The organism is Oscillibacter sp. 1-3 (assembly GCF_000403435.2).
Classification (GTDB): domain Bacteria; phylum Bacillota; class Clostridia; order Oscillospirales; family Oscillospiraceae; genus Oscillibacter.
The window spans coordinates 132,176-148,090 of record NZ_KE159711.1; the positions used below are offsets into that span (position 1 = coordinate 132,176).

Annotated in this window: 8 protein-coding genes and 1 pseudogene; 8 read left to right on the top strand and 1 reads right to left on the bottom strand. The window is 59.6% G+C overall.

Features of this window, described 5'->3' with window-relative positions; translation table 11 throughout:
• Positions 1-13 precede the first annotated feature (13 nt).
• Positions 14-445 (top strand): Fe-S cluster assembly scaffold protein NifU, encoded by a 432-nt coding sequence (gene nifU / locus C816_RS18930; RefSeq protein WP_016324023.1) that lies wholly within the window; start codon positions 14-16, stop codon positions 443-445.
• A pseudogene (mnmA, locus tag C816_RS18935) lies at positions 438-1,508 on the top strand (tRNA 2-thiouridine(34) synthase MnmA). Before nifU ends, mnmA begins: the two are co-directional and overlap by 8 nt.
• 103 nt (positions 1,509-1,611) lie before the next feature.
• Here mnmA and purF read toward each other — a convergent pair.
• Positions 1,612-3,069 carry an amidophosphoribosyltransferase gene (gene purF, locus C816_RS18940; protein ID WP_016324025.1) on the bottom strand — a complete coding sequence of 486 codons (1,458 nt, stop codon included), beginning with the start codon at positions 3,067-3,069 and terminating at the stop codon, positions 1,612-1,614.
• Between the two features lie 262 nt (positions 3,070-3,331).
• Between purF and glnA the strand changes: the two genes are divergently transcribed.
• The 6 genes from glnA to C816_RS18970 all read left to right on the top strand — a co-directional run bounded on the left by glnA (position 3,332) and on the right by C816_RS18970 (position 15,601).
• Entirely contained in the window at positions 3,332-4,660 is a 1,329-nt protein-coding gene (glnA, locus tag C816_RS18945) for a type I glutamate--ammonia ligase (RefSeq protein WP_016324026.1), read from the top strand.
• Positions 4,661-4,667: 7 nt separating this feature from the next.
• Positions 4,668-5,204 (top strand): ANTAR domain-containing response regulator, encoded by a 537-nt coding sequence (locus C816_RS18950; RefSeq protein ID WP_016324027.1) that lies wholly within the window; start codon positions 4,668-4,670, stop codon positions 5,202-5,204.
• Positions 5,205-5,384: 180 nt separating this feature from the next.
• The gene (locus C816_RS18955; protein ID WP_016324028.1) at positions 5,385-7,103 is read left to right on the top strand and encodes an ammonium transporter; all 1,719 of its coding nucleotides are present in this window, start codon (positions 5,385-5,387) and stop codon (positions 7,101-7,103) included.
• Positions 7,104-7,345: 242 nt separating this feature from the next.
• A complete protein-coding gene (gene gltB / locus C816_RS18960) occupies positions 7,346-11,869 on the top strand; it encodes a glutamate synthase large subunit (RefSeq protein WP_016324029.1) in 4,524 nt (1,507 codons plus the stop codon).
• Between the two features lie 14 nt (positions 11,870-11,883).
• Positions 11,884-13,278, top strand: a complete 1,395-nt coding sequence (locus C816_RS18965) for a glutamate synthase subunit beta (RefSeq protein WP_016324030.1) — start codon at positions 11,884-11,886, stop codon at positions 13,276-13,278.
• A 226-nt stretch (positions 13,279-13,504) separates the two neighbouring features.
• Positions 13,505-15,601, top strand: coding sequence for a glutamine synthetase III family protein (locus C816_RS18970; RefSeq protein ID WP_016324031.1), 2,097 nt, complete (start codon positions 13,505-13,507; stop codon positions 15,599-15,601).
• Positions 15,602-15,915 lie beyond the last annotated feature (314 nt).

Genomic DNA, 15,915 nt, shown 5'->3' on the forward strand with positions numbered 1-15,915 from the left:
GGAGGGGCTTACCATGGCACTATACAGCGAAACCGTGATGGATCACTTTCGGAATCCACGGAACGTGGGAGTGATCAAAGACGCAGACGGTGTGGGCGAAGTAGGCAACGCCGTCTGCGGGGACATCATGAAGATTTACCTCAAAATTGAGGACGGCATTGTCTCGGATGTGAAGTTTGAGACCTTTGGCTACGGTTCCGCCATCGCGTCCAGCTCCATGGCAACCGAGCTAATCAAGGGGAAACCCCTGTCCGATGCGCTGAAGCTCACTAACCAGGCGGTCACCGAGGCATTGGACGGCCTGCCCGCCCATAAGCTACACTGCTCCGTCCTGGCGGAGGAGGCCATCCAGGCGGCGGTGAAGGACTACTATGACCGGCAGGGTATCGCCTATGACCCAAAGGAATTCCCTGACTGCGGTTCCTGCGCGGGCTGTCATGGGTGAGAAAGCGATGATTGCCATGAGCGGCGGCGTGGATTCCTTCGTTGCCGCCTTTTTGACCAAGCAGGCAGGATATGACTGTATCGGTGTTACCATGAAACTGTTTCAAAACGAGGATATTAGAGTCAGCAGAGCAAAGACCTGCTGTTCTCTGGAAGATGTGGAGGATGCCCGAAGTGTGGCCCGACACCTGGGCATCCCTTATTATGTGTTCAACTTTTCTAGAGACTTCAAGGCTCAAGTAATCGAACGATTTGTTGCCGCATATGAGAGCGGAGCGACCCCGAACCCCTGTATCAACTGCAACCGCTATCTGAAATTTGAACGCCTCTTTCAGCGGGCCAGGGAGTTGGGCGGCGAGACCATTGTCACCGGGCACTATGCCCGGATTGAGAAACAGAATGGCCGGTATATTTTGAAAAAAGCCCTGGATAAAAGCAAAGATCAAAGTTATGCGCTGTATATGCTGACACAGGAGCAGCTGGCCCATATCCGCTTTCCCCTGGGAGAGTTGAGCAAATCAGAAGTTCGGAGTATTGCGGAATCTCGAGGATTCTGCAATTCCGAAAAGCCGGACAGCCAGGGTATTTGCTTTATCCTGGGTGGAGATTATGCTGCCTTTCTGGAACAGTATACAAGCAAACCCTATCCAACTGGCGATGTCCTTGATCTGTCTGGTCAAGTGATTGGGCGGCACCGGGGCGTTGTTCGATATACGACAGGACAGAGGAAAGGACTGGGCCTTGCCTTAAACAAGCCGGTATATGTCCGCCGCAAGGATATGACAGCGAATACCGTAACAGTCGGCCCGGAACAGTCACTGTACAGCCAGGAATTATGGGCCGATGATGTGAACTGGATTGCAAACGGCCATCTGTCAGCGCCAATGCAGGTTTATGCCAAAATTCGGTATCGGCAAACTGAGCAACCGGCCACAGTATGTCCTGATGAAAGCGGGAAAATTCGCCTCCTATTTGACAAGCCCTAACGGGCCATTACAGCAGATCAGGCGGTTGTACTTTATGATGGTGATACCGTTGTTGGTGGAGGAACGATTTGCCCATGAAAGGAAAATTTACTATTTTACGCCACGCCAATAAAGCAATCCTGGCAGACCTCTGTATCCTGATAAAGCATACCGTCAATTGACATCAGCCGGAAAAGGAAATTTACTCATGGGATGGTGAACCCTGTTTTTCCCATACTTCTCGTTTTCGCTCCGTCAGTTTTCGCTCAAACCGGTCTTTTCGCAAATCAGAGGGAACCGTGGTGGGATAATGTCCGGTAAAACAGGCATCGCAGCAGAATGGACTTCCCGTCAGCTGTCTCAAAGCCGAGACGGGCAGGTACCCCAGCGTATCGACGCCAATCACTCTGGCGATTTCCTCTGAGCTGTGACAGCAGGCAATCAGGTTTTCCTGGGAGTCAATATCTGTTCCATAGTAGCAGGGATTCAAAAACGGCGGAGCAGAGACGCGCAGATGGATTTCCCTGGCGCCCGCCTCTCGGAGAAGGGAGGAAATTCGCCCACTGGTGGTCCCCCGGACGATGGAGTCATCCACCAGTACGACTCGCTTGCCTGCCACGGTCTCCTCCACGGCGCTGAGCTTCAGCCGCACCTGATCCAGCCGGTGTTCCTGTCCAGGAGCAATGAAGGTTCGGCCAATGTACTTGTTCTTAATCAGTCCAATGCCATAGGGGATGCCGGAGGCCCGGCCGTATCCCAATGCGGCGTCCAGGCCGGAGTCCGGAACACCCACCACCACATCCGCCTCCGCGGGGTATTCCCGGGCCAGGAGTTCCCCTGCCCGCAGCCGGGCGGCATGGACGGATACACCGTCAATGACGGAGTCCGGACGGGAAAAATAGATGTACTCAAAGATGCAGGGCGCGGGCGGGTATTTACCGCAGTGTTCCCGGCGGGAGGTGACCGCTCCATTTTGAAAAACCAAAATTTCTCCCGGCTCCAGGTCCCGGATGAACTCCGCTCCCACAGCGCGCAAGGCACAGCTCTCTGACGCGGCCACATAGCCGCCGCCTGGCAGCCGTCCATAGCACAAGGGCCGGAAGCCGCGGGGATCCCGGGCGCAGATCAGCTTCTGGGGGGACATGAGAACCAGAGAATAGGCCCCCTCCAGGCGGCTCATCGCACAGCTGAGGGCCTCTTCGATAGAAGGGGCAGTCAGCCGCTCTCCGGTGACAATATAGGCAATGGTCTCTGTGTCGCTGGTGGTGTGGAAAATCGCTCCGGACAGCTCCAGCTTGTCCCGGAGCTCGGCGGCGTTGCTGAGGTTTCCGTTGTGAGCCAGGGCCATATGCCCCTTTTGATGATTGACCTCAATGGGCTGGCAGTTCCGCCGGCTGGCGGCTCCGGTGGTGCCGTAGCGGGTGTGACCCACCGCCATTGTTCCCCGGGGCAGCCGGTCCAGAATGTCACGGTTGAACACCTCGCCCACCAGCCCCAGGTCCTTGTGGGAGGCAAAGACGCCGTCATCATTGACTACAATGCCGCAGCTCTCCTGCCCCCGGTGCTGAAGGGCATAGAGCCCATAGTAGACGATCCGCCCCACATCGGCGGCTTTCGGACAGACGACGCCAAACACGCCGCACGCTTCATGAATTGCCATAGCGATCTCCTCACAATCAAAAAGGGGCAAAGACGTCCCTTGGAAAAGACGTCTTTGCCTTTTCCCGTATTTTATAGCGTTTTGCAATGTCTGTCAACTTTGATTTTTCACAAAAATCCGTCATCGCGCATTGACACAGCGGCGGACTTTACGGTATAATCTCTTCCAGAGAGAGCAAAGGCGCCCCCTCAGGGGGTGTCTTTGCTCTTTTTATGTCAGGTATTATCTCAATTAGCGGGCCTTGGGCCGAAAGGAGCGCAGAATGGAAGGATACACCAGAGAGGAGATCCTCCGCCTGATCCAGGAGGAGGACGTCCAATTTATCCGGATGCAGTTTACAGATCTCTTTGGACAGCTGAAAAATGTGGCGATTACAGTATCGCAGATTGAGCGGGCGCTGGACGGGGAGATCATGCTGGACGGCAGTTCTATCCAGGGCTCCGTCCGTGTGGAGGAGTCCGACCAGTATTTGAAGCCGGATTTGAACACGTTCGCCATCCTGCCCTGGCGTCCGCAGTATGGCAAGGTGGCCCGGATGATCTGCAATGTCCACAACCCGGACGGCTCTCCCTTTGCCGGAGATCCCCGGAACGTGCTGAAGCAGGCACTGCAGACGGTAGAGGATATGGGACTGGCCCTGAATGTGGGGCCGGAGCTGGAGTTTTTCCTCTTTCTCACTGATGAGGAGGGGAATCCCTCTACCAGGACCGCCGACAGAGCGGGATACTTTGACCTTGGTCCCCTGGATCACGGCGAGAGCACCCGCCGGGAGGTGGCTCTGGCGCTGGAGAAGATGGGAATCGGGGTGGAGGCCAGTCACCACGAGGTCGCTGCCGGACAGCACGAGATAGACCTGAAATACGCGGATGCCCTTACTGCCGCCGACAACATTATGACTCTCAAACTGGCTGTGAAGACCCTGGCCCAGAAGAACGGACTCCACGCCACTTTCATGCCAAAGCCCCTGCGGGATGCGGCGGGCAACGGGATGCATATCAACCTCTCTCTGTTCCGTGAGGGACGGAATATGTTTTATGACGAAAGGGATCCACAGAGATTGTCCCTTCTGGCCCGGCAGTTTATCGCGGGCCTTCTGGAGCACGCCCGGGGATTCTGTGCGCTGGCCAATCCGCTGGTGAATTCCTACAAACGAATGGTGGCGGGCTACGAGGCTCCCTGCTGCCTGACCTGGTCCTCCGGCAACCGCTCTGCGCTCATCCGAATTCCCGTTTCCAGAGGGCAGGGGACCCGCGTGGAGCTGCGGAGCCCCGACCCCACCTGTAATCCCTATCTGACGCTGGCGGCATGTCTCGCTGCGGGGCTGGACGGCATCCGGCGGGAGCTGGCGCCGCCGCCGGAGATTGCCGGAAACCTCTACCACATGTCGCCGGAAGAGCTGGCGTCGCGGGGAATCCGGAATCTGCCCTCGTCGCTGGAGGACGCCCTCCGGGCCATGGAGGCGGATCCGGTGGTAATAGAGGCGTTGGGGCCTTATGCTGCGCGGTATATTGAGGGCAAACGGCAGGAGTGGGAGGAATACCGAACACAGATATCCCAGTGGGAGCTGGACCGCTGCCTGATTACATGGTGAGCCGCAGATGGAGCGAGCGATTGTCGCTTTTGCAGATGAGCGCATCCGGCAAAAGAGCCTGTGCCTGCTGAGCAGGGAGGGCTGGGAAACCATGGCCTGCGCTTCCGGTGCGGAGGTGATCCGCATGGCCCGGCAGCTGGGCAGCGCCATGGTAATCTGTGGCTTTCACCTGCCGGATATGACGGCGGATACCCTGGCGGCGGAGCTGCGGGGAACAGCGGTGCTGCTGGTCATAGCCAGGGCTTCCTATCTGGACCTGTGCGGCGGAGAAAATCTCTACAAGCTGCCTCTGCCCGCCACACATGCTGAGTTCATGGCCTCGTTAAGGCTGCTTTTGGATTTTGAGAGCACACATCTCCGCCACCCTGTTTCCGGGAGAGGAGAAGAGGCCCAGCGGCTAATCCGAAAGGCCAAGGAGCTCCTCATGGATGTAAACCGCATGAGCGAGGAGGAGGCCCACCGGTTTCTCCAGCGCCGGGCCATGGACAGCGGCATGAAGCTGGCGGAAGCCGCCCGTTGGGTTGTGGAGTCTTACAATGTATGACGTTGGGTGAATTGTATAATTTTGCAAAAGTTTTTTGTGTAGATACTCTAATATCTTGTATCCCCCTCTATTGACGGAGCTGCCGGCGCCGTGGTAAAGTGTACCCATCACAAGGGCAAAGGCGTCCTGAGAGCGTGACTCTCGGACGCCTTTGCCCGTTTCATTTAAGGAGGGAGTACTATGTATTCATCTGTCAGCACCATCTGGGTTCTGCTGGGAGCGGCTCTGGTCTTCCTGATGCAGGCGGGCTTCGCCATGTGCGAGGCAGGCTTTACCCGAGCCAAGAACACCGGCAATATCCTGATGAAGAACCTCATGGACTTCTGCATTGGCACACCTACTTACTGGCTTCTGGGCTTTGGATTGATGTTTGCCGGGCCCGGGGCCATCATCGGAGGGCTGGACCCCTTCGTCCGAGGGGACTATTCCGCCGTCCTGCCCGCCGGGGTGCCCCTGTTTGCCTACCTCATTTTCCAGACGGTCTTCTGCGCCACGTCGGCCACCATCGTCTCCGGGGCTATGGCGGAGCGGACCAGGTTCATTTCCTACTGCCTCTACTCTTTCTGCATCTCCGCCTTCATCTATCCCGTTTCCGGCCACTGGATCTGGGGCGGCGGCTGGCTGAGCCGATTGGGATTCCATGACTTTGCGGGTTCCACGGCGGTTCACATGGTGGGCGGCGTGTGCGCCTGCATCGGCGCAGCTATCCTGGGTCCCCGGATCGGCAAATACGACGACCAGGGCAGGCCCCGGGCCATCCTGGGCCACAGTCTGTCCCTGGGCGCTCTGGGTGTGTTTATCCTCTGGTTCTGCTGGTTTGGTTTCAACGGCTGCTCCACCGTGGGCATGGAGGGGGATGATGTGATCGTCAGCGCGGGGCTGATTTTTGTCACCACCAACATGGCCCCGGCGGTGGCCAGTGTCGTGACTATGATCTACACTTGGGTTCGCTACAAGAAGCCGGATGTGGGCATGACCCTTAACGCCGCCCTGGCGGGGCTGGTGGCAATCACCGCCGGCTGCGACGTGGTCTCCCCGGCGGGAGCCGCCGCCATCGGCGCCATCGCCGGACTGCTGCTGCCTGTCTCCGTGAATTTCTTCGACTCCGTTTTGAAGATCGACGACCCGGTGGGTGCGATTTCCGTCCACGGCATCTGCGGCGCAGCGGGGACCATCCTCGCCGGCCTCTTCTCCACCAGCGAGGGTCTGCTTTACGGCCACGGCGCCCATTTCCTCCTGATCCAGTGTCTGGGCGCAGTCTGCACGGCCCTCTGGGCGGCGGTGATGATTACCATCGTTTTCCTGGTCATCAAGCACACAATCGGGCTTCGCGTCTCCCAGGAGGAGGAGCTGAAGGGCCTGGACATCACGGAGCACGGCCTGCCCTCCGCTTACGGTGGCTTCGCCTTCGTCTACGACGATACGCCGGACGGCCTGCCGGTCCCTGCAGCGCCCGAAGCCGTTCCCCTGCAGGAGGCGGTACCGGTGGAGACCGTGCCCCCCGCCGTCTCCGTCGAAGCATCCCGGGGCGGCGTGAAAATAACCAGAGTGGACATTCTTTGTAAGATGGAGCGATTCGACGCGCTGAAGCGGGCCATGTTCAATATCGGCATTACAGGCATGACGGCAACCAATGTCATGGGCTGCGGCGAGCAGCGAGGCAAGACGGAGGGCTACTTCCGGGGCGCCAAGGTGGAGGCCACCATGCTGCCCAGCATCCAGGTGTCCATCGTGGTCAGCAAGGTGCCGGTGAGTCTGGTGGTGGAAACCGCCCGGAAGGTGCTGTACACCGGCGCTTTCGGTGATGGAAAGATTTTCGTTTACAACGTGGAAAATGTGGTGAAGGTACGCACTGGCGGGCAGGGCTATGACGCTCTCCAGGACGAAGAGGCAAAATAAATCGGTGCGTATGTGAATGGAGAACATTCGTCCGCAGCGCATAAATGCACAAAGAGTGCTGACACAAAAAGAAATCTTTTGGCGCAGTTACTGAAAACGGGAGAATAGCCCGATATTTTCAGGAAAAAGCGTTGACAGCTGCGTATTTTTGCACGTATAATAAAAAATATGAGAGAGCAACGGGGCCTCCCAAGGGGTCCCGTTGCTCTTTTTTTATTTTGCCAGCGAACGGAGTGTTTTTTATGTCATTTGTGTCTCCGCTGTACAGCTCCCGGTTTGAGCACGACGCCTGCGGCATTGGCGCGGTTGTGGACATCCGGGGACGAAAATCCCACGGGACGGTGGACAGCGCTTTAAAAATCGTGGAAAAGCTGGAGCACCGCGCCGGAAAGGACGCCGCCGGAGAGACCGGCGACGGCGTGGGCCTGCTGCTCCAGGTGCCCCACAGGTTGATGGTAAAAGCCACCGGTAACCTCGGAATCGCTCTGGGGGGTGAACGGGATTATGGCGTGGGGGTGTTCTTCTTCCCCCAGGACAGGGTCAGGCGGGCCCAGGCCCAAAAGATGCTGGAGATCATTGTGGACAAGGAGGGACTGGAGTTCCTGGGCTGGCGGGACGTGCCGGTCCATCCGGAGGTGCTGGGGGAGAAGGCGAGAAGCTGTATGCCCCATATCTGCCACTGCTTCGTGAAGCGCCCGGAGGACTGTGCCCGGGGTCTGGAGTTCGACCGGAGGCTGTATGTTGTCCGGCGGGTATTTGAACAGTCCAATGTCAATACCTATATCCCCTCTTTCTCCAGCCGGACGATTGTCTATAAGGGAATGTTTCTGGTGGAGCAGCTGCGGCAGTTCTATGCCGATTTGACGGACCCGGACTGTCAGAGCGCCATCGCCCTGGTCCACTCCCGTTTCTCCACCAATACCTCCCCCTCCTGGGAGAGGGCGCACCCCAACCGGTATATTCTCCACAACGGGGAAATCAATACCATCCGGGGAAATGCGGACCGGATGCTGGCCCGGGAGGAGACCGTCTCCTCTCCCGTTATGGATGACGATATGGATAAGATTCTGCCTGTTGTGGACCAGAACGGGTCAGACTCCGCTATGCTGGACAACACCCTGGAGTTCCTGATGATGAACGGTATGGAGCTGCCTCGGGCCGTCATGCTCTGCATCCCGGAGCCGTGGGCTAAGGATAAGCGGATGGACCGGGAGAAGCGGGATTTCTACCACTATTACGCCACTATGATGGAGCCCTGGGACGGGCCCGCCGCCATCGTCTTCTCTGACGGCGACACCGTGGGGGCGGTGCTGGACCGGAACGGACTTCGGCCCTGCCGGTGGTATCTCACAGACGATCAACAACTGATTCTCTCCTCCGAGGTGGGAGTGCTGGATGTGCCGCCGGAGTGCATTGTAAAAAAGTCCCGCCTTCAGCCGGGACGGATGCTGCTGGCGGACCTCCGGGAAGGCCGGCTGGTGGACGACGCAGAGCTCAAATCCCGCTATGCCCGCCGCCAGCCCTACGGCGAGTGGCTGGACGCCAATCTGATTCACCTCCGGGACCTCCCCATTCCCAACAAGCGGGTGGAGACCCATCCTCAGGAGCTGCGGGACCGGCTGTATAAGGCCTTCGGCTACACCTATGAGGAGGTGAAGGATGCCATTCTCCCCATGGCCCGGGATGGGATGGAGCCCACCTCCGCCATGGGGGTGGACACGCCGCTGGCAGTACTCAGCGAGCGCCGCCAACCCCTGTTCAACTACTTCAAGCAGCTTTTCGCCCAAGTGACGAATCCCCCCATCGACGCCATCCGGGAAGAAATTGTCACCGACACCACCGTTTATGTGGGCCCCAGCGGCAACCTGCTGGAAGAGAAAGCGTCCAACTGTACGGTTCTTCAAATCCAAAACCCCATTTTGACCTCGGTGGACCTGATGAAAATTCGGCATATGGACCGCCCGGGCTTCCATGTGGAGACCGTTTCCCTGCTGTACTACAAGGGATCCCCTCTGGCCAACGCCTTGGACCGTCTGGTGGTGAATGTGGACCGGGCCTATAAGAAGGGCGCCAACATTATCATTCTCTCGGACCGGGGCGTGGATGAAAATCACGTGGCGATTCCCTCTCTCCTGGCGGTGAGTACCCTGGAGCAGCACCTGGTTCGGACCAAAAAACGGACAGCGGTCTCCATGGTTCTGGAGAGCGCGGAGCCCCGGGACGTCCACCATTTTGCAACGCTTCTGGGATACGGCGCCCAGGCGATCAATCCCTATCTGGCCCAGGAGTGCGTGGAGGAGCTGGTGGAGCGGGGACTGCTGGACAAGGAGTCCTCCGTGGCCGTCAGGGACTACAATGAGGCCATTCTCCACGGAATTGTGAAGATCGCCTCCAAAATGGGAATCTCCACCATCCAGTCCTACCAGTCCGCCCAGATTTTTGAGTGCGTGGGCATCAACAGGGCCACTGTGGACCGGTACTTCACCAACACGGTCAGCCGTGTGGAGGGCGTGGGGCTGGAGGAAATCGGAGAAGGCGTAGAGTGGAATCACAGTCAGGCTTTCGACCCTCTGGGTCTGGGTTTTGACTCCACGCTGGATTCCGCAGGGATTCACAAGCTCCGTTCCGGACCGGACAAAGAGGACCATATGTACAACCCGCGCACCATTCTCCTTTTGCAGAAGGCGGCGCGGGAAGGGAGCTATGAGATTTTTAAGGAGTACAGTGCCCTGGTGGATTTTGCCGACAAACCCCACACGCTGCGGGGCCTGTTGGATTTCCGTGTTTCGGAGGACGGGGGAATCCCCCTGGAAGAGGTGGAACCGGTGGAGAGCATTGTCCGGCGGTTCAAGACCGGGGCCATGAGCTATGGCTCCATCTCCCGGGAGGCCCACGAGTGCATGGCTATTGCGATGAACCGCATTGGCGGAAAATCCAACTCCGGCGAGGGCGGCGAGGCACGGGAGCGGCTGAGCAGTGACCGCCGCTCCGCCATCAAACAGGTGGCCTCAGGCCGCTTCGGCGTCACCAGTGAGTATCTGGTCAGCGCTGATGAGATTCAGATCAAGATGGCCCAGGGGGCCAAGCCCGGCGAGGGGGGGCACCTGCCGGGGAAAAAGGTATATCCCTGGATTGCCAGGACCCGGTGTTCTACCCCCGGCGTGACCCTGATCTCCCCGCCGCCCCACCATGACATCTACTCCATCGAGGACCTGGCCCAACTGATATATGATTTGAAAAACGCCAACCGGTTCGCCCGGATCAGTGTCAAACTGGTCAGCGAGGCGGGAGTAGGCACGATTGCCGCCGGCGTTGCCAAGGCCGGGGCGCAGGTGGTGCTGATCTCCGGCCACGACGGCGGTACCGGAGCGGCCCCCCGCAGCTCCATTCAGGGGGCGGGCCTGCCCTGGGAGTTGGGGGTGGCGGAGGCCCATCAGACCCTGATACAAAACGACCTCCGCCAGCAGGTGGTGATTGAAGCCGATGGCAAGCTGATGACAGGCCGGGACGTGGCAATTGCCTGTATGCTGGGAGCGGAGGAATTCGGTTTTGCCACTGCGCCCCTGGTGGCCATGGGCTGCTGCATGATGCGGGTGTGTAATCTGGACACCTGTCCCGCCGGTATTGCCACCCAGGACCCAGAGCTCCGGAAGCGGTTTTCCGGCAGGCCTGAGTACGTGGAGAACTTTATGTATTTTGTAGCGCGGGAGCTGCGGGAGTACATGGCCTCCCTGGGCGTACGGACCGTGGACGAGCTGGTGGGCCGGTGCGATTTGCTGCGGGTTCGGGAAAAACTGATAACTCGCCGGGCGGAGGCCCTGAATCTGGACGCACTGCTGCAAAATCCCTGTGGTGACCATGTGCCCCACTTCGACCCCGCCGCAGTCTACGACTTTCAGCTGGAGAGGACGGCGGATATGCGGGTGCTGATGGAAAAACTGGGAAAAAGTCTCAGGGACAGGAGGAGCGGGCGTCTGGATATCCGGATTTCCTCCACGGACCGGGCTTTCGGCACCCTGTTCGGTTCAGAGATCACCCGAACCTGCGAAAACGGCCTGCCGGAGGACAGCTATGTCATCACCTGCCGCGGCGGCGGCGGGCAGTCCTTCGGGGCATTTATCCCCAGGGGGCTGACGCTGGACCTGGAGGGGGACTGCAACGACGGATTCGGCAAGGGCCTCTCCGGCGGCAAGCTGATTCTGCATCCGCCGGCGGGGGGGACCGGGTTTAAGCCGGGGGAGAACATCATCGTGGGCAACGTGGCTCTCTATGGAGCCACCGGCGGCAAGGCCTTCATCAACGGTATGGCCGGAGAGCGCTTCTGCGTCCGCAACTCCGGTGCCTCCGCTGTGGTGGAGGGCGTGGGCGACCATGGCTGCGAGTACATGACCGGAGGCCGGGCAGTGATCCTGGGGCCCACCGGGAAGAACTTTGCGGCGGGCATGTCCGGCGGCGTGGCCTACGTGCTGGACGAACGGCATGATTTGTATCTCCGCCTCAATAAGGAGCAGGTTCAGGCTGCGGAACTGACAGAGGCCCACGATATTGCGGAGCTTCGTGCCCTGATTGAGGAGCATGTAGCCGCCACCGGTTCCCCCAGAGGGAAGCAAATTCTGGCGGCGTTCCAGTCCTATATTCCCTGCTTCAAGAAGGTCATGCCCAGAGACTATGACCGGATGCTTCGGGCTATTGCCCAGCAGGAGGAAAAGGGCATGAGCCGGGAGCAGGCGGAGATCGAGGCGTTTTATGCCACCGCGAGAGGATAAGGAGGGGTGACGATATGGGAAAGATCACTGGATTTTTGGAATATGACCGGCGGGAGCCGGCGGACCGCCCGCCGCTGGAGCGGGTCCGGGACTGGGAGCCCTTCCGCATCCCCCTGACGGCGGATGCCCGCCGGGAACAGGGAGGGCGGTGTATGAACTGCGGCGTCCCATTCTGCCAATCCGGCATCCAGTGGGAGGGGCGGGACTTTGGCTGTCCCCTGCATAATTTGATTCCCGAGTGGAACGACATGATCCATGCGGGGAACCCCTCTCATGCCCTGAGCCGCCTGCTGAAAACCAATAATTTCCCGGAGTTCACCGGGCGGGTCTGCCCTGCGCCCTGCGAGGAGGCGTGCATCTGCGGAATGTACGGCGATGCCGTGACCATCCGGGACAACGAGCTGAGCGTCATAGAGGAGGCCTTTGCCGCCGGGGCGGTGCGGCGCCGCCGTCCGCCTCAGTGGTCGGGAAAGAAGGTGGCGGTGGTGGGTTCCGGCCCGGCGGGCCTGGCGGCGGCGGACCAGCTGAATCACCGGGGCCACTCTGTCACCGTTGTGGAGCGGGAGGAGCGGCCCGGAGGGCTTTTGACCTACGGCATTCCCAATATGAAGCTGCCCAAGGACATCGTAAAGCGCAGAATTAACCTGATGACGGACGAGGGGGTCAGCTTTGTCACCGGTGTGGATGCGGCGGACCCCCAGGTGGCCCAGAGGCTGCTGCGGGACTATGATGCGGTAATCCTCTGCTGCGGCGCGGAGCGGCCCCGCCCCCTTGGATTGGAGACAGAAGGAATCTCCGGCATCTGCTACGGCACGGAGTTTTTGAAGGCCGCTGTGGAACAGCGGCAGTTTGGTAAAACGCCCGCCGTTCCCACAGCGGAGGGGAGGGACGTGATCATCGTCGGTACCGGCGACACCGCCTCCGACTGCGTGGCCACGGCCCTGCGGCAGGGATGCCGGTCCATTGCACAGCTGGTGCGCCGTCCGGAGGCAGACTACCTGCAAAACGGTGTTCTGCCCCGGGACTGTGCCCATGAGGAGGCTGCTGCCCTGTTTGGAGAGGATCCCAGGCGGTTTGGCGTGCAAATTAAGGAGATCCGTGTGGAGAACGGCGCACTGACCGCCGTGACCACCACGGAGGGAGACGCTCTGCCCTGCGGGCTCCTGATCGCCGCCACCGGCTTTGCCGGATGCGCGGGCGAAGTGTGCAAGGCCTTCGGCGTGGCCTGGGATGAGACGGTCCAGACTTCGGAGGGCGGCTTTGCCACCACCGTGGAGAAGGTCTTTGCCGCCGGGGATATGCGCCGGGGCCAGTCTCTTGTGGTATGGGCCATCGCGGAGGGGCGGAGTGCCGCCGCGGAGGTGGATTCATACCTCAATGGCTGCACCAATCTTGTACGGGTGGTATAGGTTCTGGAAAGAGAAATGCCCATCGTGGAAAGTTCATGAAAAAATTTTCGCGGCAGCGGAATTTTCCGGTGTTTCGGCCAAGATTTCTGAAATCCCTGAAAAATGATTGACAGGGCCCCGGCGAGGGCGTATAATGCCCCCATAAAGGCAAAGGCGTCTTTAGGGAGTATTCCCGGAAGGCGCCTTTGCCCTTTTTATGCGATGATCGCGGAAAGGGTGAACGAACATGGCAGCACTGCCAGAGTATTTCGGAAGTTTGGTATTTGATGATCGGGTGATGAAAGCGAATCTGTCCGCCGAAGTGTACCAGTCTCTTCGCAGGACCATTGATGAGGACGCGAGGCTGGATATTGGCGTGGCCAACGCGGTGGCCTCCGCTATGCGGGATTGGGCGGTGGCCCATGGGGCAACCCACTTTACCCACTGGTTTCAGCCCCTTACCGGTGTTACCGCCGAGAAGCACGACAGTTTTATCTCACCCGCTCCGGACGGCGGCGTCATCATGGAGTTCTCCGGCAAAGAGTTGATCCGAGGAGAGCCGGATGCCTCCTCTTTCCCATCCGGCGGACTGCGGGCCACCTTTGAGGCACGGGGCTACACCGCGTGGGACCCCACCTCCTACGCGTTTATCAAGGACCGGACATTGTGCATTCCCACCGCTTTCTGCGGCTACAATGGTGAGGCGCTGGACAAGAAGACGCCTCTGCTGCGCTCCATGGAGGCGCTGAACCGACAGGCGCTGCGCATTCTGCGCCTGTTTGGAAACACGGAGGTAAAGCGGGTAAGCACCGCTGCGGGCCCGGAACAGGAGTATTTCCTGGTGGACGCCAAGCTGTGGGAGCAGCGCCGGGACCTGCGCTTCACCGGACGCACGCTTTTCGGCGCCCGGCCTCCCAAGGGACAGGAGATGGATGATCACTACTTTGGCACGATCAAGCCCCGGGTGGCCGCCTACATGGAGGATCTGAATCAGGAGCTTTGGAAGCTGGGCATCCTGGCCAAGACCCAGCACAACGAGGTGGCTCCGGCCCAGCACGAGCTGGCCCCCATCTACTCCACCACCAATGTCTCCACAGACCACAACCAACTGACCATGGAAATCATGCAGAAGGTGGCTGCCCGCCACGGCCTGGTCTGCCTGCTCCACGAAAAGCCCTTTGAGGGCGTGAACGGCTCCGGCAAGCACAACAACTGGTCGTTGTCCACCGACACCGGCGTCAATCTCCTCTCTCCCGGCGAGACACCCTATGAGAACGCCCAGTTCCTGCTGTTTCTGTGCGCCGTCATCCAGGCGGTGGATGACTTTCAGGACCTGCTGCGCATCTCAGTGGCCACCGCCGGCAATGACCACCGCCTGGGGGCCAACGAGGCGCCGCCCGCCGTGGTGTCCATGTTCCTGGGGGATGAGCTGGCCGCCATTCTGGACGCCATAGAGCACGACGCGCCCTATACCGGCGTGAAGGCGGGAAAGGTGAAGCTGGGAGCGGACGTGCTGCCCCGGTTCCGCAGGGATACCACGGACCGCAACCGCACCTCGCCCTTTGCCTTCACGGGGAATAAGTTTGAATTCCGCATGGTGGGCTCCTCCGACTCCATTGCCTGTGCCAACATTATGCTCAACGCCGCCATGGCCGAGAGCCTGAAGCGTTTCGCCGATCAGCTGGAGGGGGCGGAGGATTTCAAATCCGCCTTGCAGGGCCTGATCCGTGATACCATTCGTGACCACAAGCGGATTATCTTCAACGGCAACGGCTACGATGCCGCCTGGATCAAGGAGGCTGTCGAACAGAGGGGGCTGATGAACTACCCCAGTACGCCGGACTGCGTTCCCCATCTGCTGGATCAGAAGAACGTGGATATGCTCACTTCGCACGGCGTGTATACCAGGGCAGAATTGGTCTCCCGTTATGAGGTTACTCTGGACAACTACTGCAAGACCATTGTCATTGAGGCCAGGACCATGGCGGACATGGCCCGCACCGAGATTCTTCCCGCCATACAGGCGTTTGCCGGCGAAACCGCAAGGGCGGCGGCCGGCAAAAAAGCGCTGAGTCCCGGCTGCGCCTGCGCGTATGAGACAGCGTTGTTGGAGAAGCTGTCCGGTCTCACCGATCAGATTGCCGCCAGGACAGCGGAGCTGGAGCAGCTGGTGGAAGAGCTGGCGGAAGCCAACGATATAAGGACGGAGTCCGAGGGCATCCGGGACCGGGTGCTGCCGCAGATGGACCGGCTGCGCCGGGCTTGCGATGAGGCGGAGACCATCACCGCAAAGAGATACTGGCCATTCCCCACCTATGGCGACCTGCTGTTTGGCGTGAGATAACAGGGGGAACGGGACCGGGCGGCAAAATTCTCTGAGAAGCAAAAAGCGGTTTGGCATACGCGGAGCAGCAGTTTCCGAACGGCTAAAAGACTTAGAGCCTATCCCGAAATTAGCCGTGCGCTGATCGTGCCGCAGATTTTTTGCCAAACAAGGCGATTTTTCGCAGGCGGGCTGACGCCCGGCAAGGAAAATCAACGCAGTATGGCGGAAAATATGCGGCACGAGCAGTGTGCGGGTAATTTTGGGATAGGCTCTTACAAAAAGCCGCGGAGTTCTGTCGACTGACAGGACTCCGCGGTTTTACATGGAACACA